Origin of the sequence: Cellulosimicrobium sp. JZ28 (assembly GCF_015327065.1) — a bacterium.
Classification (GTDB): Bacteria; Actinomycetota; Actinomycetes; order Actinomycetales; family Cellulomonadaceae; genus Cellulosimicrobium; species Cellulosimicrobium funkei.
In genome coordinates, this window is sequence record NZ_CP017660.1 from 3603934 (window position 1) to 3624701 (window position 20768).

Here is a 20768-nt window from a genome sequence, read left to right on the forward strand (position 1 = left end):
GTGCTCAGCCCGCGAGCAGACGCTCGACGTACCCGCCGAGGAAGCGGCCCTGCGGGTCGTACCGCTGCGCGAGCGCGCCGAAGTCGTCGACGCGCGGGTAGAGCGCGGCGACGGAGCCCGGGTCGTGGACGAGCGCGTGCGAGAGCTTGCCCCAGTGCGGGCGCGCGCCGAGCGGGAGGAGCGCGGCCTCGACGTCGGGCAGGACGCGCGCGACGTCGTCGGGCAGGGGCCTCCACGTGAGGTGCACGCCGACGGCCGGGCCGTCGAACGGGCTGAGCCACAGCGGCTCGGGGTCGGGCGCGACCGTGCGGATCTCCCCCACCTGGAGCAGCGGGGTGACGCGCGGGCCGAGGTCGCGCATCGCGGCGAACGCCTCCTGGGCCCGCGCGCGTGGCACGAGGTACTCCGACTGCAGCTCGGCGCCGTTGCTCGGCGTGAAGTCGAGCCGGAAGTGCGGCAGCCGCTCGTTCCACGGGCCGGGCTCCCCGAGCTGGGGCGTGCAGTGCACGGGGTCGATGCCGGGCAGGGGGTGCAGCATCGTCGTGGCGGGTGTCGCACCGAAGAGGTCCGCCCGCGCCGCGCCGGCCTCCCCCGGCGCGAGGCGGGACTTGCGCCAGACCTGCTGGACGCCGTCGGGCCCCCAGTCCGTGAAGAGGCTCACCGAGTACGCCGACGCGGTGATCTCGTCGTAGTGCGCCGTCACCGCGTCCCACGGCAGCCCGACGTGCGCGTCCTGGCGCACGTCGAACGTCGGGACCGTCTCCAGCTCGACGCGCGTCACGACGCCCAGCGCCCCGAGCGCCACGACCGCGCCGGGGAGGTCCGCGTCGCCGCGTCGCAGCGTCCGGCGCTCGCCGTCGCCGGTCACGAGCTCCAGCCCGACGACGGCGCTCGCCAGCGAGCCGACCGCGTCGCCCGAGCCGTGCGTCGCCGTCGCGACCGACCCCGCGACCGAGATGTGCGGGAGCGACGCGAGGTTCGCGAGCGCCCGGCCCGCCGCCTGGACGTGCCGCGTCACGTCGCCGTACCGCAGGCCCGCCGCGACCGACACCACGCCCGAGGCCGGGTCGACCTCGACGGGGGCGCGGCCGTCGTCGTACCGGTCGAGGACGACGTGCGTGCCCGTCGTGTCCGCGACGTCCCCGAACGAGTGCCGCGACCCCAGCGCCTTGACCCGCGCCGACCGCCGCACGACGTCGGCCAGCTCCTCCGGGTTCGCGGGGTGCGCGACCCCGGAGGACCCGTAGGTGAGGTTCCCGGCCCAGTTAGCGAGACGCGGAGCGTCGACGTTCGTCACGCCCTCCACCCTGCCACTCCCCCCTCCCAGACCACCCATCCCCCGCCCCCGGTCTCACCACCCCGAGCACGGGGTCGGCGACCGTCTCGGGGCCGATCCGGTCGCGGATCCCGTGCTCGGCGGCTCGTCACGCGCGGAGCGTGGCCCAGTGGGCGCGGACCGCGTCCGCCTGGGCGGCGAACGCCGCCTCCTCCGCGGGCGACGGCGCGCGGCGCCACTGCGGCTCGACGACGACGTCGCGCGTCCCGACGACCCAGCGCCACCGCCCGACGACGACGCCGTCGACCGCGACGGCATGGATGAAGGACCCGAGCCGGTCGCCGAGGTCGACGCCGTCGGCCACGACGACCCTGCGCGACTCGCCGAAGGACTGGAAGAGCTCGTCGTAGCTCTGCAGCAGGTCGACGACCGGCCGGGCGGGGTCGCCGTCGGGCGCGAGCGCACCGACGAACGGCGCGGGGTCGAGCACCCGGTCGCCGGGGTCCGCGAGCCGCCAGAGGGTCAGCCCGTCGAGCGCACCCGCCCCGGGCACGGCCACGACCTCGTCGTCGAGCAGGTCGAGCGCGCGCCGCACGTCGGTGAGCGTGAAGCCCGACCACTGGGCGACGTCCTTGACCGTCGCGTACGCGCGGCTCGCGAGGTAGCGACGCAGCAGCTCGACGAGCGCGGCGTCCCGGTCGAACCGCTCGCCGAGCGGCCCGTAGCCGGGCGGGACGCGGTCGTCGAACGCGGCGTACGTCTGCTGCTTGCCGTCGAGCGGCCCGCTGACCAGCAGCCGGTCGAGCTCGGCGCGCATGAGCACGTAGCCGAGCGCGATGCCCTCGAGCGGGCGGCCGTGCGCAACGAGCAGTCCCGCGAGCTCGCGGCGCGTGCGGGGCCGCTCCTGCACGGCCGCGACGACGAGATCGGTCTCCGGCCCGTGCCCGGCGGTCCCCACCTGCCGGTACAGCGTCCCGTTGGCCTGGTGCACGCGGGGCGCGCTGAGCTCGAGGAGCCAGCGTGCGTCGTCGGGCCGGACCAGGTGCCAGGTGGGCCGCAGCACGTGCGTGCGCAGCACCTCCCCGCGGTCGCACGCGGCGACCGCGCCCGCCGCGCCGGGCCGCGCGTCCGGCCGCAGCCGCCGCGTGAGGCCCCACAGAGAGGGGTGGAACTCCTGCCCTTGCACCGCGACGAGGTGCCCGACGGCGGTCGGCAGGTCGGGCAGGTCGGGCGAGCGGAGCCGCTGCGCGGCGAGGCGCGCCGTGAGGACGCGGCACCCGTCGACCGCCTCGGTGCTCACGACCCCGCCCCGCTCACGACGGTCGCACCGCCCGGGTCACGAGGCCACCAGGTCCGCGGCGACGACGTCGGTCCCCGTCACCGCGACGCGCACGCCGCCCTCGACGGCGGACACGGAGTCGAGCGCGACGCCGTCGGGCAGGTCGAGCGGGACGCGCAGGTCGGACAGCGCGCCCGAGAGCCCGGACGGCAGGTCGTCGACCGAGACCGTGCCGAGGCCGGTGCGGACGGCGACGACGTCGACGGCGAGCTCGGCCGGTCCGGACACGCGCGGCGTCACGTCGACCGTGATCGTGGTGCCCAGGACCTCGAAGCCCAGGGAGAGCACGCCGCCGGTCGCGGTGACGTCGACGTCGAGACCGCTCTGCTCGGCGACGACCTGCTGCAGCGACTCCGCCGCGATGACGCCCGACGCCGTGCCGGACGCGATCCGGTACGGCTCCGACGTGCTCACGCCGTCGGCCTCGACCTGGAGGTCGGAGATCGCGTAGCCGCCGAACGACGCGGAGTCCGCGGAGCCCGTGACGTGCGTCAGCGACCCGCGCACGAGCTGCGTGAGGAACGGGAAGCCGGTGATGTCGATCTGGGCGCCGGACACGTCGTCGGCCTGCTGCTCGAACGCCGTGACCGCCCCGCGCTCGGTGGCGCGCACCGCCACCCGGTCGGCCACGACGGCGACCGCCACGAGCACCACGAGCGTCACGAGCAGGCCCACCAGTCGCTTCATGCGCCCCACCCTAGGTCCGCCGACCACGACCTTGCCGTCGTTCTGACGCTCGTGGCGCCGACGAGGTCGTGCTCGACGCGGGGTGTCGTCGTTCTCGGCCCGGACGTAGATTCCGAGCATGACCTCTCCTCGGCACCCCTTCCGCATCGGCGTCCAGCTCCAGCCGCAGCACGCCGACTACGCCCAGATCCGCGACGCCGTGCTGCGCGCGGAGGACCTGGGCGTCGACATCGTTCTTAACTGGGACCACTTCTTCCCGCTCACGGGCGACCCCGACGGCAAGCACTTCGAGTGCTGGACCATGCTCGGGGCGTGGGCCGAGCAGACCGAGCGCGTCGAGATCGGCGCCCTCGTCACGTGCAACAGCTACCGCAACCCGGACCTCCTCGCCGACATGGCGCGGACGGTCGACCACATCAGCGGCGGTCGTCTGATCCTCGGGATCGGGGCGGGCTGGTTCGAGAAGGACTACGACCGGTTCGGGTACGAGTTCGGCACCGCGGGCGGCCGCATCGCCGACCTCGCCGCGGCGCTCCCGCGCATCAAGGCCCGCTGGGCGGCGTCGAACCCGACGCCGACGCGCGACATCCCCGTCCTCGTCGGCGGGGGCGGCGAGCGCAAGACGCTGCGCGTCGTCGCGGAGCACGCGGACGTCTGGCACTCGTTCGGCGACGCGGAGACGCTCGCGCGCAAGAGCGCGATCCTCGACGAGCACGGCGCGGCCGTGGGCCGCGACACCGCCGCGCTCGTCGAGCGCTCGGTCGCCGTGTCCCGGCCGCCGGCGGAGTCCGCGGACGCGCTCGTCGCCGCGGGCGCGACCCTGTTCACCGTCGGCACGAGCGGGCCCGACTACGACCTGTCCCTCGTGCGCGAGTGGATCACCTGGCGCGACGCCCAGGGCTGACCGCGGCGCTGCCCCAGGCGCCGGCCCCGCCCACGGCGCCGAGCACGAGGTTGCTGTCGCTCTGACGCCCAGGACGACAGCAACCCCGTGCTCGGCGGTACGGTCTGGTCAGAAGAGGGCGCGCGCCAGGTTCGACAGGGCCGCGTGGACCTCCGAGCGCAGGCCGTCGTCGGCCGCGACCACCGCGACGCCGACGCCGACCACGACGAGCAGGAGCCCTGCGCGCCACCACCACGCCGACCGGTGCACCGTCCGCCCTCCCGTCCTGTCGCTCTCGTCCCGTCGCTCTCGTCCCCGCCGTCAGTACGACAGTGTGCGCCAGGGCGACGACTCGGTGTCGAGCAGCCGCCGGACCGCGCGCTTGAAGTCGGGCAGGTCCTGGTCGACCGGGGTGCGGTTGCCCGCGGACCAGAACGCCCGTCCCGCGAGGAACCCGTCGCCGAACTGCTCCCACGACGCGTACGCCGGGCGCGACATCGCGACGGCCTCCTCGATCGCGGCCCACGCCCGCTCCGGGGTGACGTAGCCGGCGTCGACCGCGAGCCGGCTCACGTGCACGACCCGCGCCGCGTCCCACGCCGCGATCGACGGCGGCAGCGGGTCGGCCAGCTCGCCGTGCCCGCCCATCTGGGCCGACGCGCTCCACCCCTGGTAGAACGCGACCGCGCGCTCGGGGTCGAGGCCCCGCGCCGTCGCCTCCTGCCGCGCCTGGGCGACGTGCTGGTCCGCCGCACCCTTCGCGTCGCGACGGCTCAGACGGCCCGAGTACAGCTCCTCGACCTTCGGCATCGCGATCGCGTAGTAGCCCCGGTGCCCCTGGGTGAGCAGGAGCTCGTACGTGCGCTCGACGTCGTCGGCGCCCCGCACGTCCCACCCGGCCGCGAGCGGCTTCGCGGCCGTGCGCGCGTCGGCCTCCACGGTCAGCGCGTTGATCGGCAGCACGCCCTCGACGGCGTAGACCGCACCGAGCGCGAGCCCGCGCTGCTGCGCCGGCGTGAGCGCGGGGGCGTCCTCCTTCGCGTAGAGGTCCGCCGTCGTCGAGAACATCTCCTTGAGCTTGTCGAACAGCCCCACCGGTCGCTCCTTCGTCCCGCCGCGCCCCGCGCGGACCCGTCGTGCCGCGGTCGTCGCGGCCTGCGGAGAGCCTGACGACGCCGCGCGCCCGCGGCACGCATCCCGAACGATCCCGAACGGGCCGGGCGTGCGCGTCACCCGGACCAGGGTCACCGCCGACCCGCCCGCACCCCGCCGCCACGTCACCGGGCGAGCACGCCGCGCAGCGGCGGGCGGCCGTCGCTAGCCTGACGCCGTGCCCCCCGACCCGCCGCCGTCCCCCGTGGGCGCAGGGTCGGTGGACGAGCTCGCCGCTCGGCTGCGGGCGCTGCGGGCGTGGGCAGGAGACCCCTCGTACACCGAGATCGCGCGGCGCGTCGGCGCGCTCCGCACGGCCCGGGGCGTCCCCGCCGCGGAGGCGCGCCCCGGCCGCGTCACCGTCTACGACGTCTTCCGGGCGGGCCGCTCGCGGCTCGACGTCGATCTGCTCGCGGACGTCGCGCACGTCCTCGGCGACCGGCAGCCTGCGGCGTGGCGCGCCGCGTACCGGACGGCGACCGTCCCCGCGGCCGTTCCGGAGCCCGCTCTCCCGCCGACCGTCCGGCTGGGACCGTTCACGCCCGACGGGCCGCTCGTCGGTCGGGCCGACGACGTCGCGCGGCTCGCGGCGGCGCTCACCGGCCCGCCTCCTGCACCCTCGCAGGAACAGCCGCGCGTCGTGACGGTCACGGGCCTGCCCGGGTCGGGAACGACGAGCGTCGCGCTCGCCGCGGCCCGCGAGGTCCCGGCGGACGTCGTCGCGCTCGTCGACCTGCACGGGGAGGCGGACGGCCCGCGCCCGGCCGCCGTCGTGCTCGACGCGCTGCTCCAGGCGCTCGGCGCACCCCCGCCCGACGCGCAGGCGCGCGACCTCCCCGCCCTCGCCGCCGCGCTCGCGACCGCGCTCGACGGGCTGCGCGCGACGATCGTCCTCGACGACGTGACCGACGGCGCCCAGGCCGCCGACGTCGTTGCGCACCTGCCCGGCACCGCGCGCGTGGTCGTCGCGGCGCACCAGGTCGTCGGGCTCCCCGGCGAGACCGCCACGACCCTCGCACCGCTCGGCGAGGACGACGCCCGTGCGCTGCTCGCGGCACGCGTCGGCCAGGGCCGCACCGCCGCGGAGCCGGAGGCCGCCGCGCGGCTGGTACGCGCGTCCGGAGGCCTCCCCGCGGCGCTGGCGCAGATCGCCGACGACGTCCGCGCGCGCCCCGGCTGGTCGCTCGCCGACCACGTCCGCCGGGTCGAGGACCTTCCCGGACCGGCCCTCCACCCCGCGCTCGCCGTCGTGCACCGCCGTCTGCCCGCCGACCACGCCCGCGCCCTGCGCCTGCTCGCCCTCGTCCCGGTGCCGCTCGACTCGATCGAGGTCCCCGTGCTCCTCGGCGTCTCGACGAGCGAGAGCCGCGACGCGCTCGCCGCCCTGGGCCGCGCGCACCTCGTCGCGGCCGGGCCGCGCGGGGAGGTCGTCGTGCCCGACGCCGTGCGCGCCCTCGCCGCCGACCTCGCCCGCACGGACGACCCGTTCTCGGCGCGGGCCGCCGTCGTCGGGCGGCTCGCCGCGCGGCTGCTCGACGACGCCCGGCCCGCCGTGCGTGCGACGTCGCCCCACCACGACGCAGCCGCGCCGGGCGTCGGAGCGGGCGGAGTACCGGGCGAGGCGCCTCCCGGTCGCACGGCGGACGCCGCGGTCGCGTGGCTCGACGCGCACCGCGACCTGCTCGTCGCGACGTCGGCGCTCGCCGCGGAGCACGAGCTGCCCGACGCCGTGACCGACCTCTCCGCGCTCCTCGCCCCGTACCTGGACTCGGCGGGGCACGGGGACGACGCGGTCGCGGTGCACACGGCCGCCGTCGAGCACGGACGGCCGTCGGGCCGGTCCCAGGCGGGGCGCGACCTCGGCCGGGCGCTCGAACGGCTCGGCCGGTACGACGAGGCGCTCGCGCAGCTCGTCCGCTCGCTCGAGCGCGGCGACGACCCCCGGCCCGGCCAGACGCTCAACCGCGTCGGCAACGTGTACAAGCGCCTCGGGCGGTTCGACGATGCCGAGACCGCGTACCGCGACGCCGCCGCCGGGGCGCGGACCGCGGGCGACCCGGTGAGCGAGGGCCGCGCCGTCGGGAACCAGGCGGACGTGCACCGCATCCTCGGCCGGCACGACGACGCGCGCGCCGGCTACGACCGCGCGCTGGCGCTGTCGCGGCGGGTCGGCGACGCCCTCAACGTCGCCATCGTGTCGAGCAACGCGGCGATCCTCTCGGAGGCGGAGGGCGGGCTCGACCGCGCGCTCGCGCTCCACCGGGACGCGCTCGCGAGCGCGACGTCGCTCCGGGACGCAGGCCTCGGGACGCGCAGCCGGGTGCACGTGGGGCGGCTCCTCGCCCGCACGGGCGAGGCCGCCGCGGGCGTCGCGGAGCTGCGGGCCGCCGTCGCGGCGGCCGTCGACCTCGGCGACCCCGACGCCGAGGCCGAGGCCCGCAGCGCGCTCGGCACCGCGCTGCTCGCCGCGGGCGAGGTCACGGCCGCGGTCGCCGCGGGCGAGGAGGCGCTCGCGCTGGCCCGCCGGGTCCGGGCCCGGCTCGTCGAGGCCGAGGCGCTCAACGCGCTCGGGGAGGCGGTCCGCGCGGCCGGCGACGCCGAGCGCGCCGCACACCTGCACGACGCCGCGCTCACCCTCGCGGGCGACCTCGACGACCGGCTGGAGCACGCGCGGGCCCTGCGCGGGCTGGCCGCCGCCCGGGCCGACGTCGGCCGCGCCTGACCCGCCGCACGTCTCAGCATCCGATCACGTACGCCGTGCGGGAACACGCGGCGCACCACCGGTGGTTGCCGCTGTCATGGCCTCCACCCCACCCGCGACCCCGGCGCCGACCGCGCCCGTCGCCGCCCGCCCGGGCACCGCACCCTCGCCGAGCCCCGCGGCCCGCACCGGGCGCATCAGCGCCGGTCTCGTCCTGCTGCTCTCCGCGCTCACCGCCGTCGGGCCGCTGACGATCGACCTCTACCTCTCCGCGTTCCCGCGCATCGTGGACGAGCTCGGCACGACCGAGTCCCGCGTCCAGCTCACCCTCACCGCGACCCTCGCGGGCCTCGCCCTCGGCCAGCTCCTCATCGGGTCGGTCTCGGACGCGGTCGGCCGCCGCGCTCCCCTGCTGGTGTCCCTCGCGGTGTACGTGGCGGCGTCCGTCGGGATCGTCTTCGCCGGCTCGGTCGCAGCGCTCACGGGCCTGCGGTTCGTCCAGGGCCTCTCCGCGGCCGCCGGGATGGTGCTGTCCATGGCGATCGTGCGCGACTCGTTCGAGGGCTACCAGATCGGCAAGGTCATCGCGCGGCTCATGCTCGTCGTGGGCGTCGCGCCCATCCTCGCGCCGACCATCGGCGCGCAGTTCCTGCGCCTCGGGTCGTGGCGCGGCATGTTCGTCGCGCTCGCCGTCGTGGGGGCCGTGCTCTTCGTGCTCGTGCTCCTGCGGCTGCGCGAGACGCTGCCCGTCGAACGCCGCCGGAGCGGGGGGACGGTCGCGGCCCTGCGCTCGTACGGCTCGCTCCTCGGGGACTGGTCGTTCATCGGCCTCGCGCTCATCGCCGGCTTCTACATGGCCGCGATGTTCACCTACATCTCCGCGTCGACGTTCGTGTTCCAGGACTTCTACGGGATGTCCGCGCAGCAGTACGCGATCGTCTTCGGCGTGGGCGCGGTATCCGTGACGGCGGGCAGCCAGATCAACGGCGCGCTCGTCGGGCGCGTCACGCCCGAGCGCATCCTCCGGGGTGCGGTCGCGGCCGGGTTCGTCCTCTCGGGCGGGCTCCTCGTCGCCGCGCTCGCCGGTGGCGGGCTCGCGTGGCTCGTCCCGCTCATCGTGCTCACGCTCGGCACCGCAGGCTTCGTCATGCCGTCCGTCCCGGCCATCGCGCTCGAGCGCAACGCGCACCGCGCCGGCAGCGCCGCGGCCCTCATCGGCGCGTTCCAGTTCGGCGTCGGGGCGGTCGTCGCGCCGGTGACCGGCCTGCTCGGCGGGTCACCGCCGGTGACCATGGCCGCGGTGATGTTCGGCGTCGTCGTGGTCGCGGGCGCCGTGCTGCTCGGCCTACGGCACACGTTCGGCGCACCGCTCCCGGCCGACGCCGCGGGCTCCCTCGGCACGCCCGACCCCGCCGTCGGCGTCCCCGCCCCGGCCACGGACCTCCCGGACGCGCCCGCCGAGGCCACGGTCCCGGCCGCCGTCGAGCCCCACGACGGCGCCGTCTCGGCTGCCGACGCTCCCCACGACACTGCGGCGCTCGCCGGCGCGACGGCGCCAACGAACCGCCAGGCCTGACGGCCGACCACGGCCCTGCCGCCCGCTGAGCACGGGGTCGGCGACCGGATCTCGCGGATGTCGGTCGCCGGTCCCGTGCTCGGCGGGCGGGGGCGCGAGCAGGTGGGGGCGCGGGCAGGATGGGCGGGTGACGCCCGACGACCCCGACTACCCGCTCGCGGCCCGGACGGCGCCGACGCTCGCGGCGCTGGACGCCCACCTCGTCGAGTGCCGGGCGTGCCCACGGCTCGTGGCCTGGCGCGAGCACGTCGCCGACGTCAAGCGGGCGTCGTTCCGCGACGACGACTACTGGGCCCGCCCCGTCCCCGGGTTTGGCGACGAGCGCGCGGGGATCGTCGTCGTCGGGCTCGCGCCCGCCGCGCACGGGGCCAACCGCACCGGACGCATGTTCACGGGCGACCGCAGCGGCGACTTCCTCTTCGCCGCCATGCACCGCACGGGCCTGGCCAACCAGGCGACGTCGGTCTCCGCCGACGACGGCCTCCGCCTCACCGGGATCCGCGTCACAGCACCGGTGCGGTGCGCACCCCCGGACAACAAGCCGACGCCGGAGGAACGACGCCGCTGCGGCCCGTACCTCGCGCGCGAGGTCGAGCTGCTGGGCGCGACGGTGCGCGTCGCCGTCGTCCTCGGCGGGTTCGGGTGGCAGGCGCTGCTCTCGACGCTCGCCGAGCAGGGCTGGGCCGTGCCGCGTCCGCGGCCCCGGTTCGCGCACGGTGCGGAGGTGACGCTGCGCCGGGCCACCCCTCGCCCCGGCCCGGGGGCGTCGCTCCCCGGCGTCGTGCCCGACGGCGGCTCCCCGCCCCCGGAGCAGACCCTCACCGTGCTGGGGTGCTTCCACGTGAGCCAGCAGAACACGTTCACCGGCCGGCTCACCCCGCAGATGCTCGACGACGTGCTGCTGCGGGCGCGCGAGCTCGCAGGCCTCGGCGCACCGGTCTGACGTGCGCGCGCTCCCGACCGCGCACGGTGGTGAGCCGGCGGACGTTTCCGGGCTGCGGTCGCCCGACCCACGGTGAACGGTGGCGAGCCGCCGGACCGTACCGGGGCGCGGTCGCCGGGCCCAAGGCCTGCGGCTCACGGCTCACGGCTCACGGCTCACGATGAGGAGCCGCCGGACGCTCCGGGCCGCGAGCCCCGGCCGCCGCTAGCGGGCGGCGGTGGCCGGGGACTGGCGGCGCGGTGCGTCGGCCCAGCGGCGGCGCTCCGCCACGCGCGGGGCGACGCGGCCGACGAGACGGAGCTGCTCCCGGCGCGCGATGACCTCCATGCGCCGCAGCTCGCGCTCGAGCGGGGACGATGCTGCTGACATTGCTGCTCTCCTTCGACGGCTCCCGGACGACGCCGCCGGACGCGGCCGTTCCCGGGAGAGGACGCGACGACCGGGCCGTCGCTCTGGTCCTCGAGGAGGGACGGACACGCGGCCGGTTCGTGACATCCCGACTCCTGGGGTCATGTCACGGCCTCCGTGGTGGTGCGCCCGGCCACGCCTCGTCCGGCCGAGCCGTGAGCAGCAGCCCTGCACCCCGGGCCTGGGGTCCTGAGCCCGGAGCCCGGAGCCCGGAGCAACCCTCGGGAACCCACGCGCCGGCTACGCCGTCGGGAGGGCGGACTCCTCGTACTGCTCGACGAACTCCCCCGTCGGCGGGATGGGCGTGATGACGTCCACGAGCACCCCGTTCGGGTCGGCCGTGATGAAGTGCCGCTGCCCGAACGCCTCGTCGCGCAGCGAGCGCAGGATCGGCAGTCCCGCGGCGACGAGGCGCGCGTGCACGCCATCGACGTCCTCGACCTCGAGGTTGAGCAGTAGCCCGCCCGCGCGACCCCGGCCGCTCTCCGGGATCGTCTCGTGGTCGCCGTCGAGCACGGCGAGGTTCACCGACGCGTCGTGCGTGGACTGGAGGTGGACGTACCAGCCGCTCGTGAAGAGCGGCCGGAAGTCCAGGTGGTCGCGGTAGAACGCGACGGTCCCTGCGACGTCGCCGGTCATGAGCACCGGGTACCAGCTCGTGATGCGCACGGTCTTCTCCTCGTCGTCGGCCACCGGGCGGCGGCAGAAACAAACAGGCTGTATGTATCGAGGGTGGCCTACAGTCTGTCGGTATGCAAGAGCGCCGCCGGACCAACGCCGAACGCACCCACGCGACCCGCGCGGCCCTCGTCGCAGCCGCGCGCGACCTCTTCGTCCGCGCCGGGTACGCCGCGACGTCGACACCCCAGATAGCCGCCGCCGCGCGCGTCACGCGCGGCGCGCTGTACCACCACTACGCCGACAAGCAGGACCTCTTTCGCGCCGTCACCGAGGCCGAGGCGGAGGCGGTCGCCCGGGAGATCGAGGAGCGCACCGCCGCCGAGCCCGGCACGGCAGCCGCGGAACGACCGGACACGCCAGACACCCCATACGGCCCGGACGCCCCGGACGCCCCGGACGCCCCGGACGCCCCGGACGCCCCGGACGCCCCGGACGCCCGCGCGATGCTCGTGGAGGGTGCGCGCGCCTACCTCGACGCGATGGGTGAACCCGGCCGCACGCGGCTGCTCCTCGTCGATGCACCCGCCGTGCTCGGCCCCGCAGAGGCCGACGCGCTCGACGCCCGCCACGCGCGCCGCACCCTGCGGGAAGGGCTCGGCGCGGCGCTCGGCGCCCAGCCCGGCGGGGGCAGCGCGAGCCATGGCTCCGGCGCGGGCGACGACGTCGCACGAGACCTCGCGGACGAGGAACGTCTCGACGCGCTGACGCTCCTGCTGTCCGCAGCGTTCGACCGCGCCGCCCTCGCGCTCGACGCGGGCGCGCCGCCGGGACCGGTGCGGGCTGCCGTGACCGAGCTCGTCGACCGCGTGTGCGCGCCGACGCCAGCGCCGCGCCCTCGGTCCTGACGAACGGCGCAGCCCTGGTCAGGCCCGCACGGTGAGCGTGCTGCCGCCGCCGGAGAGGCGGCGGACCTCGACGCGCTCCGCGACGGACTGCTTGAGCGCCTCGACGTGGGAGACGACGCCCACGACGCGCCCGCCCGCGCGCAGCCGGCCGAGCGCCGCAAGGACGGCCTCCAGCGTCTCGGGGTCGAGGCTGCCGAAGCCCTCGTCGACGAACAGCGTCCCGAGCTCGATGCCGCCCGCCTCGGCCGTGACGACGTCCGCCAGCCCGAGGGCGAGGCACAGCGACACGTAGAACGTCTCCCCGCCGGACAGCGTGCGCGGGTCGCGCTCGCGCTCCGTCACGTGGTCGAGCACCTTCATCGCGAGGCCGCGCTTGTGCGCCCGCACGTCCTCGCGCGTCGCGCTGCGCACGAGCTCGTACCGCCCCGACGACATCTCGGCGAGGCGCTCGTTCGCCGCCGCGACCACGTCCTCGAACCGCTGTACGAGCACGAACGTCGCGAGCGAGAGCGCGTGCGCGTTGTCGCCCGTGCCCGACGCGAGCGCCGCCATGCGCACGACCGGTCCCGCCGCGTCCCGCGCCGCGGTCCAGCCGTCGACCGCCGCCCCGACGCCCTCGGCCGCCGTCCGGGCCTCCTCGGCCCGCCGCGCGACGAGCTCGTGCTGCCGCGCCGCGGCTCCGGCCACGGCCTCTGCCTCGGCGACGGCGGCGCGCGCGGCCGGGACGTCGGCCCGCGCGTCCTCGGGCAGGTCGGCGAGCGCCGGGTCCGCGAGGCCGGTCGCCGTCGCGGTCCGCGCGGCGTCGTGCTCCGCGACGCGCTGAGAGAGCGCGTGCCGCTCGGCGTCGTCGAGCACCGCGGCGAGCGCCTCGGCCGCGTCCGCGAACCCGGACCGTGCGACGAGCGCGGCGACGTCGGCCGCACGCTCCTCGCACGCCCGCTGCGCCGCGGCGACGGCGCTGCCCGCGTCCGCGAGCGCGTCGATCGTGCGCACCCGGCCCTCCAGCGCGGCCGCGAGGACGGCGACGGGGTTGCGCGCGCCGCCCTCGTCGGCGAGCGGGTCGGGCAGGTCCACGAGCTCCACGAGCGGGCCCGCCGCGTCGAGCTCGGCGCGGATCTCGGCGCGGTCGCGCGCGAGGGCCGCCTCGGTCTCCTCGAGCCGCGCGGTCGTGCCCGCGACCGCTTCGGCGAGCCCGGCCGCCCGGGTCTCCAGCGCACGCGTCTCCGCGTCCAGCTCCTCGAGCTCGCGCTCGGCCTCGGCGCGCTCGCGCTCCGCGACGCGCGCGGCGGCCACCAGCTCCTCCGCGTCCGCGACCCGCTGCCCGGCCTCCTGCGGGGTCAGCCCGTCGGCGTCCCGACGACGGGCCTCGCACCGCTCGGAGAGCACCTGCGCCCGGGCCGAGACGTCGTGCAGCAGGCGCTCGGCGTCCGCGCGCTGCCGCTCGGCGCGCTCGACGTCCTCGACCGTCGGGTGGTCCTCGGCGAGCGGCGCCGGGTGCGGGTGCTCGGCCCCGCCGCACACCGGGCACGGCTCGCCGACGGCGAGGCCCGCGGCCAGCTCCCCGGCCAGACCCGCGATGCGCGCGGCCCGCAACCGGGCCTCGTGCTCCACCGCCTCGTGCGCCCGGGCCGCGGCCCGCGCCCGCTCGGCGTGCGCCTCGGCCGCCCCGGTCGCGAGCGCCGCCGTCTGGCGCGCTGCCTCCTCGACCGCCCGGGCGCGATCCGCGCGCTCGCGGAGCACCCCGAGCGTGCCCGCGGTCTCCGCGAGGGACGCGACCCGCGTGCGCAGGGCGTCGCGGCGCACCGGGCGTGCGTCGAGCTCGGCCAGCACGCGACCGCGCTCCTCCGCCGCCTGCGCGACCTCCTTGCGCCCGTCGGCGAGCTCGCGGTCGCGCCCGGGCAGCGACGCCCCCACCGGGACGAGCCGCGCCACGCGGACGGCCGCCGTCGCGACGTCGGCGCGCAGGGCCTCGAGCGTCGTCGGGTCGGCGTCGGTGAGGGCGGCGGGCGCCCCGGTGCGCGCGAGCGCGAGCCGGTCGTGCGCGGCGCGCAGGGTCTGCTCGGCGCGCGCGAGGCCCTGGGCGGCCGGGGCGACGACCGCGGCACGTGCCGCCGCGTCCGCCCGACGGCGGCACTCGGCCACCGCCGCCTCCTCCTCGTCGAGGCGTGCCGCCTCGGCCCGCAGCCGAGCTCGCCGCTCCAGCGCGTCGTGCCGAGCGCGCTCGTGCTCGAACCGCTCACGCGCGGCGGCGAGCGTCGCGTCGGCCCCCGCCGCGCGCTCGGCCAGCGCCGTGGCCTCGGTGTCGAGGCGCGCGACGTGCGCGACGGCGAGCGCGTGGACGCCCGGCGCCGCCTCCGCAGCGGCCGGGGCGTCGTCGTCCGCCCGCCGCAGCCGGTCGTCGTCGTCCGCCGCCTCGCGCAGCCGCCGCGCGTCGTCGGGCCCGAGCCCGGCAGCCCCCGCGAACCGCTCCGCCGCGCCCACGACGCCCTGCCGCGCGGCATCCGTGCGCGAGCGCGCCGCGCGCGCGAGCTCCGCCAGGCGCGCGGCGGCGCGGTGGTAGAGCTCCGTGCCGAAGACCTTCTGGAGCAGCACGGCCCGGTCCTCGGGCTTCGCGCGCAGGAACGTCGCGAACTCGCCCTGCGGCAGCACGACCGTCTGCACGAGCTGGCGCCGGTCGAGGCCCACGAGCCGGCGGATCTCGTCGCCCGCCTCGTCGAGCCGTGCGGACAGCAGCTCGCCCGCGGCGTCCTCCACCGCGTCCGGCGCGTCGGTGGGCGGCACCTCGGCGAGCCGCCAGAGCCGCACCGAGGCCTGCTGCGTCGTGGTGCCGGTGCCGCGCTTCTTGGGGCGGCGGTACTCGGGCGTGCGTCGGACGCGGAAGACACCCGCCGGGACCTCCAGCACGAGGTCGACGTACGACTCGACGTCCGGTCCCGCGAACGCCGAACGGAGACGGTCGTCGCTCGCGGCGTCGGAGGCGACCTTGCCGTAGAGCGCGAACACGATCGCGTCGATGATCGTGGACTTGCCGGCGCCCGTCGGCCCCTCGAGGAGGTAGATCCCGGACGCGCCGAGCGCCGCGAGGTCGATGTGGTGACGGCCCGCGAACGGCCCGATCGCCTGGAGGGTGAGGGAGTGCAGGTGCATCAGGCGCTGCGCTCCTCGGCGAGCGCGAGCTCGAACGCCTCGCGCAGCACGACGACCTCGGCCTCGCTGGGGGCGTGGCCGGAGACGTGCTCGACGAAGTCGCGCGCGACGTCCAGCGGGTCGCGCCCCGGCCCGACGGCGGTCACGACCTCCCGCTCGGCGACACGCGGCGGGCGGTGCGTCACCTGGAGCGCGTGCGGGAACCGGGACCGGACGCGGGCGTACAGCTCGGCGGGCCGGACCGGGTCCGTCACGACGACGCGCAGCCAGTCGTCGACGTGCGGGTCGCCCGTCTCGCCGAGCAGCTCGTCGAGCGAGCCGGTCACCTCCGCGAGGCGGCGCGGCACGGGAGCGGCGACGAGCTCGACCGCCGCGTCGGCGTCCGTGCGGAGCCGGTCGACGTCGACGAGCGCGGTGGACTTGCGCTGGTGCAGCTCCGAGAAGGAGAACGCGAGGGGCGAGCCCGAGTAGCGTGCGACGGTCGCCACACCGCCCCCGACCTCTCCGCCGCCGACCTCCGGGACGGTGACGCGCTGCGGCCCGTGCAGGTGGCCGAGCGCCACGTAGTCCACCCCGCGGCCCGCGAACGCGGCGGCCGGGACAGCGTCGACGCCGCCGACGCGGATGTCGCGCTCGGAGTCCGACGCGAGACCACCCACGACGAACGCGTGCCCGACGACGACCGCCCGCACCCCCGGGTCCGCGGCGCGGCGCCGCGCGAGGTCGGCGCCCGCCCGGCGCAGGGCCGCCCCCATGACGGCCTCGTGGGACCGCGCGAGCGGCCGCGGCCTCACCGGGTCGCCGCCCACGCCTTCGGCGCCCGGAGCGCCGGCGTCCGGCGCGTCCGCGAGGACGTGCCGGGCCGTGTCCGGGTCGAGGTACGGGAGCGCGTAGACGAGCAGCGGGGAGCCGTCGCCGCTCGCCGCACCGGGACGCGGGCCCAGGACGACGGGCGCACCGACGTCGGCCAGGCGCGCCCGCACGTGGACGCCCGGTCGCAGGAGGCGGTCGCCGAACCCGAGCCGGACGGCGGAGTCGTGGTTGCCCGGCGTGACGACGACGTGCGCGTGCTCGGCGAGCCGCGTCACCGCGTCCGAGAGGAGGGAGACGGCGTCGACCGGCGGGATCGCGCGGTCGTAGACGTCGCCCGCGACGACGACCGCGTCGACCGCCTCGGAGCGGGTCAGCTCGACGAGGTGGTCGAGGTGCGCGGCCTGGTGCTCCAGCAGGTCGACCCCGTGCAAGGTGCGCCCGAGGTGCCAGTCGGAGGTGTGCAGGATGCGCATGCCCGCACCGTACCGGCCGGTTCCCACAGCCCCGGGGACCCGGGGCGGCGGCGGGCGCGCGGGTGTCAGACGGCGCCGACGACCTCGATCGGACCGGTCGAGGCGCCACTGCGCTCGACGGGGATGCGCCCGCCCATGCCGATCATGTCGAGCAGCTCGACGATGCTCGGCGACGGGTCGCGGAGCACGACCTCGCGGCCGTCCTCCTCGCCGAGCATGTAGAGCTGGATGATGAACGCGATGCCCGAGGAGTCGATGAAGGTGACGTCGGCGACGTCCACCACGACGCGCCCGCGGGTGTCGAGCACGTAGGACATCGCCTCGCTCGCGCGGTCGCGCAGCGCCGCGTCGACCTCGCCCCACATCGTCACGACCACGCCGCCGTCCGCCGGGGCGTAGACGATCCCGCTCGTCCGGTCGATCGCGCTGCCTGTGTCCACGGTTCCCGCTTCTCTCGAGTCGTCCTGCTGCTGTCGGCCGCCCCTCCGGACAACGTCCGGCGGTGGTGGCCTGTTCCCTGCGCCTGCCTCACGGCTCCGTCCGGTTGCCGGCCGTGACCGTCGGGCGGCGGGTCGGACCAGGCGACCGTGACCGGAGCACCCCAGAGTCTGCACCCGGCGCGGGGCGCACACCAGCCCGCGCGACGGTCGACCGCGACCTTCCTCCGAACCCTCACAACCCGGACCGCGCCGGTGCCTGCGCGCGCCTCCCGGAGCCCCGGGAGCGCCACGCTGAGGTGCAGCCCGGGCGGCGTCGCAGGGCTCGCTCCCGGACCCGCTACAGGGGCTCGGTGACGTCGGCGACCTGGGCCCCGAGGGCCGCCACGAGGGCCTGCCCGTCGACCGTCGCGGCCACGCCGTGCTCGCCCGCGCCGATCGAGACGAGGTGGTCGCCGTCACCCGGGGTCTCCGGGGTGGCCGCCTCGCCCGCGACGTCCACCTCGTCCGCGCCGCGCACGGCGACCACGCGCACGTCCGCCACGACGGGCCACGCGTGCGTGGCGCCGAACGGCGTGATCGTGCCGCGCTCGTACCCCGTGACGTCGCGCGCGACCTCCTTGTCCGGCATGGACAGGCGCGACACCCCGAGCAGCGCGCGCAGCTTGGGCCACGAGATCTGCCGGTCGCCCGGGACGAGCACGAACAGGTAGTCGTCCTCCGCACGCCGCACGACGATCGTCTTGAGGACGCGCGCCGGGTGCACGCCGCGCGCGGCGGCGGCCTCCTCCAGCGACCCCACCCGGCCGTGCCGGGTGAGGGTGAAGTCGATGCCCGACGCCTCCAGCGCCGCCACGGCGCGCTCGCTGCTCATGAGAACCGACCCTAGCCCTCGCCCCCGACGCACGGGCTGCCGTAGCGGGGCCGCCGCCCGTCAGACGTCGTCGAACTCCGTCACGACGGTGCGCCAGTACTCGGCGCCGTCGCGCGTGCGGTGCACGAGGCCCGCGTCGACCATCGCGCGCCGCAACGACACCGGGTCCGCGGCGCGCGCCGCGAGCCGCCTGGTCAGCGTGAGCTCGGTGACGGGCTCCTCCAGCGGGAGCACCTGCGCCGCGAGGTACCGCACGACGAGCTCGCGGTCGCGCCACCGCTTCGGCATGCGCAGCAGGCGTCCGTCCGTGAGGAAGCGGTCGGGGCCCGTGGGGCGCGGCGTGGGGGCGGTCACGAGCAGGGCCGCGAACCGCTCGGGCGCCGCCCGCAGGAAGCCCGTCTCCTCGCGCACCACGACGCCCGCGGCGAGGAGCGGCGCGAGCCGACGGCGCTCGTCGGCCGACAGCACCGCCTCCGCGGGCCCCTCGGTCACGACGCGCGCGAGCACCTCGAGCCGTCCCGCGTCGGCGAGCGACGCGACCACCTGCTTCCACGCGTTGTCGGGCACCGGGGCGCCCGTCCGGTCGTCGTCCACCGCCCGACCCTACGCACGCCGCGCCGCGCACGGCCACCGCGTTCCCGGACCCTGCACCCCGCGCTCCACCTCCCCGCGCCCGACCCGCGCTCCGCCCGGCGGCCGGGCGGACGGGCGCGGCGGGGACGTCAGGCGAGGTGCACGGCGTCGCCCTGCCAGCGGCGCCGCAGCCACCGGTCGTGCGACGCCACGACCACGGCGCCCGGCCACTCCTCCACGGCCTCCATGAGCTCGCCCGCGAGCGTGAGCGACACGTGGTTCGTCGGCTCGTCGAGGAGCAGCACGTCGGGCGCCTGCGTGACGAGCATCGCGAGCACCACGCGCCGGCGCTGCCCCACGGAGAGCTCCGCGAGCCGTCGCCCCAGGTCGCGCGGCGCGAGGAGGCCGTGCGCGTCCACGGACGCGTCGCGCGCGTCCGCCGGGTCCACGCCCTGCGCGAGGGCGAGCAGCTCGCGCGGGGTGCGGTCGTCGTCGTGCAGGTGCACGTCCTGCTCGAGCAGCCCCACCCGGACCCCGCGCGCCCGGCCCACGGTGCCGGCGTCGGGCACGAGGTCGCCCGCGAGCACGTGCAGCAGCGTGGACTTCCCGGCGCCGTTGGCCCCGGTGACGAGCAGCCGGCTCCCCCGGGCGACCTCGATCGACGGGACGCCCGACGCCGCCATGTCGAGCCGGTCCGGCCGCTCGCCCGGAGCCTCCCCGCGCCCTCCGCGCCCGGGCCGGTGCACGACGACGCCCCGCGCCCACGCGACCACGTCGCCACCGCCCGGAGCGAGACGGGTCCCCCCGCTCGGCGGTGCGAAGCGCAGGGGCGGGGGCGGCTTGCGCACCTGGTCGCGCTCGAGCGCGTCGAGCCGCTGCTGCGCGTTGCGCACGCGCCGCGCGACCTGGCCCTGCACGCGCTCGCCCTTGAAGTCGTAGAGGATCTTCGCCTGGTTGCCCCGCTCACGGTTCTTCGCGACGTCCCGGGCCGTCACCGCGACGCCGCGCCGCAGCTCCACAAGCTCGGCCTGCTCCGCCTCGAAGCGCTGCTCCCAGCGCTCGCGCTCGACGCGCTTGGCCTCGAGGTAGTCGCCGTACGTGCCGCCGTAGAGGGTCCCCGCTCCCCCGCCGCGTGCCGCGTCCCTGCCGCCCGCACCGCGGAGCGGCTCCGCGACCGGGTCGAGGTCGAGGATCTCGGTGCACACCTCGTCGAGGAACACGCGGTCGTGGCTCGCGAGCACCACGGCGCCCGGGAGCGCGCGCAGCGCCGCGGCGAGGAACTCCGCCGCGGCGTCGTCGAGGTGGTTCGTCGGCTCGTCGAGCAGCATCGCGCCGGGCTGGCGCACGAGCAGCGCGGCGAGGCCGAGCCGCGTGCGCTGGCCACCGGACAGCGACCCGACCTCGCGGCCCGCGACCCCGTCGACGTCGAGGCCGAGACCCGCGAGCGTGCGCGCGGCCCGCGCGTCGGCGTCCCAGACGTCGGCGAGCTCGGCGCGCGCGAGAGCGCGCGCGTACGCCTCCTCGGCACCGGGGACGGGTTCGCCGCCCGGGTCGCCGGCGAGGGCGAGCGCCGCCTCCTCGAGCTCGCGCTCGATCCCGCGGACGCGCGCGAGCGCGTCGTCGACGACCGCGCGGACCGATGTCGCCGGCGGGTACGGGAACTCCTGGTGCAGGAACCCGAGGTCCGAGGGCCGGCTCACCGTGCCGTCGTCGGGCGCGAGCGTGCCCGCGAGCACCCGCAGGAGCGTGGACTTGCCGACGCCGTTCTCGCCGACGAGGCCCGTGCGGTGGCCGGGGTCGACGGCGAGGTCGACGCCGCGCAGGACCGTGCGGCCCGCGAAGGACACGCGGACGTCGGACGCGCGCAGGACAGGGGTGGGACGTGCCATGGGTGATCACCTACCAGGTGCCCGGGTGGCGCGCGCACGCCGCGGAGGGCGGCGGGGGCCACGGCGACGGG

The 20768-nt window shown here is 77.3% G+C and carries 18 protein-coding genes; 5 read left to right on the forward strand and 13 right to left on the reverse strand.

Annotated features, from left to right (window positions below; translation table 11 throughout):
* Positions 1-4: 4 nt before the first annotated feature.
* From BJP59_RS16120 to BJP59_RS16130, 3 genes are all read right to left on the reverse strand, one after another.
* A complete protein-coding gene (locus BJP59_RS16120; protein ID WP_228485125.1) occupies positions 5-1297 on the reverse strand; it encodes an FAD-binding protein in 1293 nt (430 codons plus the stop codon).
* 127 nt (positions 1298-1424) lie between these two features.
* Complete coding sequence (locus BJP59_RS16125; protein ID WP_194521427.1) at positions 1425-2576, reverse strand: DNA glycosylase AlkZ-like family protein; 1152 nt, start codon at positions 2574-2576, stop codon at positions 1425-1427.
* 36 nt (positions 2577-2612) lie between these two features.
* On the reverse strand, positions 2613-3302 hold the full coding sequence (locus tag BJP59_RS16130; protein ID WP_194521428.1) for an LmeA family phospholipid-binding protein: 690 nt from the start codon (positions 3300-3302) through the stop codon (positions 2613-2615).
* A 118-nt stretch (positions 3303-3420) separates the two neighbouring features.
* On the opposite strand from BJP59_RS16130, the gene BJP59_RS16135 reads away from it, so the two are divergent.
* A complete protein-coding gene (locus BJP59_RS16135) occupies positions 3421-4206 on the forward strand; it encodes an LLM class F420-dependent oxidoreductase (protein WP_194521429.1) in 786 nt (261 codons plus the stop codon).
* 108 nt (positions 4207-4314) lie between these two features.
* Here BJP59_RS16135 and BJP59_RS16140 read toward each other — a convergent pair whose 3' ends face one another.
* Together BJP59_RS16140 and BJP59_RS16145 are read right to left on the reverse strand one after the other, a co-directional pair.
* Positions 4315-4455, reverse strand: a complete 141-nt coding sequence (locus tag BJP59_RS16140) for a hypothetical protein (protein ID WP_157446567.1) — start codon at positions 4453-4455, stop codon at positions 4315-4317.
* A 51-nt stretch (positions 4456-4506) separates the two neighbouring features.
* Positions 4507-5280, reverse strand: a complete 774-nt coding sequence (locus BJP59_RS16145) for a DUF1266 domain-containing protein (RefSeq protein WP_194521430.1) — start codon at positions 5278-5280, stop codon at positions 4507-4509.
* 235 nt (positions 5281-5515) lie between these two features.
* On the opposite strand from BJP59_RS16145, the gene BJP59_RS16150 reads away from it, so the two are divergent.
* The 3 genes from BJP59_RS16150 to BJP59_RS16160 all read left to right on the forward strand — a co-directional run bounded on the left by BJP59_RS16150 (position 5516) and on the right by BJP59_RS16160 (position 10557).
* The gene (locus BJP59_RS16150; RefSeq protein WP_194521431.1) at positions 5516-8059 is read left to right on the forward strand and encodes a tetratricopeptide repeat protein; all 2544 of its coding nucleotides are present in this window, start codon (positions 5516-5518) and stop codon (positions 8057-8059) included.
* 76 nt (positions 8060-8135) lie between these two features.
* Complete coding sequence (locus BJP59_RS16155; RefSeq protein WP_194521432.1) at positions 8136-9614, forward strand: multidrug effflux MFS transporter; 1479 nt, start codon at positions 8136-8138, stop codon at positions 9612-9614.
* A gap of 127 nt (positions 9615-9741) precedes the next feature.
* Positions 9742-10557: a uracil-DNA glycosylase gene (locus BJP59_RS16160; protein WP_194521433.1), complete on the forward strand. Its 816-nt coding sequence runs from the start codon at positions 9742-9744 to the stop codon at positions 10555-10557.
* A 204-nt stretch (positions 10558-10761) separates the two neighbouring features.
* On the opposite strand, the gene BJP59_RS16165 is transcribed toward BJP59_RS16160, so the two are convergent.
* Both BJP59_RS16165 and BJP59_RS16170 read right to left on the reverse strand, forming a co-directional pair.
* Positions 10762-10926 carry a hypothetical protein gene (locus BJP59_RS16165; protein ID WP_157446563.1) on the reverse strand — a complete coding sequence of 55 codons (165 nt, stop codon included), beginning with the start codon at positions 10924-10926 and terminating at the stop codon, positions 10762-10764.
* Positions 10927-11205: 279 nt separating this feature from the next.
* Positions 11206-11658 (reverse strand): VOC family protein, encoded by a 453-nt coding sequence (locus BJP59_RS16170; RefSeq protein WP_228485126.1) that lies wholly within the window; start codon positions 11656-11658, stop codon positions 11206-11208.
* 59 nt (positions 11659-11717) lie between these two features.
* Here BJP59_RS16170 and BJP59_RS16175 point away from each other — a divergent pair, with 59 nt between their 5' ends.
* A complete protein-coding gene (locus tag BJP59_RS16175) occupies positions 11718-12491 on the forward strand; it encodes a helix-turn-helix domain-containing protein (protein WP_194521434.1) in 774 nt (257 codons plus the stop codon).
* A gap of 18 nt (positions 12492-12509) precedes the next feature.
* Here BJP59_RS16175 and BJP59_RS16180 read toward each other — a convergent pair whose 3' ends face one another.
* The 6 genes from BJP59_RS16180 to BJP59_RS16205 form a co-directional block, all read right to left on the reverse strand.
* Positions 12510-15638 carry an AAA family ATPase gene (locus tag BJP59_RS16180; protein ID WP_194521435.1) on the reverse strand — a complete coding sequence of 1043 codons (3129 nt, stop codon included), beginning with the start codon at positions 15636-15638 and terminating at the stop codon, positions 12510-12512.
* Positions 15638-16924, reverse strand: coding sequence for an exonuclease SbcCD subunit D (locus BJP59_RS16185; RefSeq protein WP_194521436.1), 1287 nt, complete (start codon positions 16922-16924; stop codon positions 15638-15640). Before BJP59_RS16185 ends, BJP59_RS16180 begins: the two co-directional genes overlap by 1 nt.
* 65 nt (positions 16925-16989) lie before the next feature.
* On the reverse strand, positions 16990-17364 hold the full coding sequence (locus BJP59_RS16190) for an STAS domain-containing protein (RefSeq protein WP_021483854.1): 375 nt from the start codon (positions 17362-17364) through the stop codon (positions 16990-16992).
* 337 nt (positions 17365-17701) lie between these two features.
* A complete protein-coding gene (locus tag BJP59_RS16195) occupies positions 17702-18235 on the reverse strand; it encodes an aminoacyl-tRNA deacylase (RefSeq protein ID WP_194521437.1) in 534 nt (177 codons plus the stop codon).
* 60 nt (positions 18236-18295) lie between these two features.
* Positions 18296-18829, reverse strand: coding sequence for a DUF2087 domain-containing protein (locus tag BJP59_RS19930; RefSeq protein ID WP_228485127.1), 534 nt, complete (start codon positions 18827-18829; stop codon positions 18296-18298).
* A gap of 128 nt (positions 18830-18957) precedes the next feature.
* The gene (locus BJP59_RS16205) at positions 18958-20697 is read right to left on the reverse strand and encodes an ABC-F family ATP-binding cassette domain-containing protein (RefSeq protein ID WP_194521438.1); all 1740 of its coding nucleotides are present in this window, start codon (positions 20695-20697) and stop codon (positions 18958-18960) included.
* Between the last annotated feature and the right edge of the window lie 71 nt (positions 20698-20768).

Excerpts from the sequence above, each read along its gene's own strand:
- BJP59_RS16205 (WP_194521438.1), bottom strand. The coding sequence starts at position 20,697 with ATGGCACGTCCCACCCCTGTCCTGCGCGCGTCCGACGTCCGCGTGTCC.
- BJP59_RS16165 (WP_157446563.1), bottom strand. The coding sequence starts at position 10,926 with ATGTCAGCAGCATCGTCCCCGCTCGAGCGCGAGCTGCGGCGCATGGAG.
- BJP59_RS16185 (WP_194521436.1), bottom strand. The coding sequence starts at position 16,924 with ATGCGCATCCTGCACACCTCCGACTGGCACCTCGGGCGCACCTTGCAC.
- BJP59_RS16180 (WP_194521435.1), bottom strand. The coding sequence starts at position 15,638 with ATGCACCTGCACTCCCTCACCCTCCAGGCGATCGGGCCGTTCGCGGGC.
- BJP59_RS16130 (WP_194521428.1), bottom strand. The coding sequence starts at position 3,302 with ATGAAGCGACTGGTGGGCCTGCTCGTGACGCTCGTGGTGCTCGTGGCG.
- BJP59_RS16135 (WP_194521429.1), top strand. The coding sequence starts at position 3,421 with ATGACCTCTCCTCGGCACCCCTTCCGCATCGGCGTCCAGCTCCAGCCG.
- BJP59_RS16155 (WP_194521432.1), top strand. The coding sequence starts at position 8,136 with ATGGCCTCCACCCCACCCGCGACCCCGGCGCCGACCGCGCCCGTCGCC.
- BJP59_RS16175 (WP_194521434.1), top strand. The coding sequence starts at position 11,718 with ATGCAAGAGCGCCGCCGGACCAACGCCGAACGCACCCACGCGACCCGC.
- BJP59_RS16195 (WP_194521437.1), bottom strand. The coding sequence starts at position 18,235 with ATGAGCAGCGAGCGCGCCGTGGCGGCGCTGGAGGCGTCGGGCATCGAC.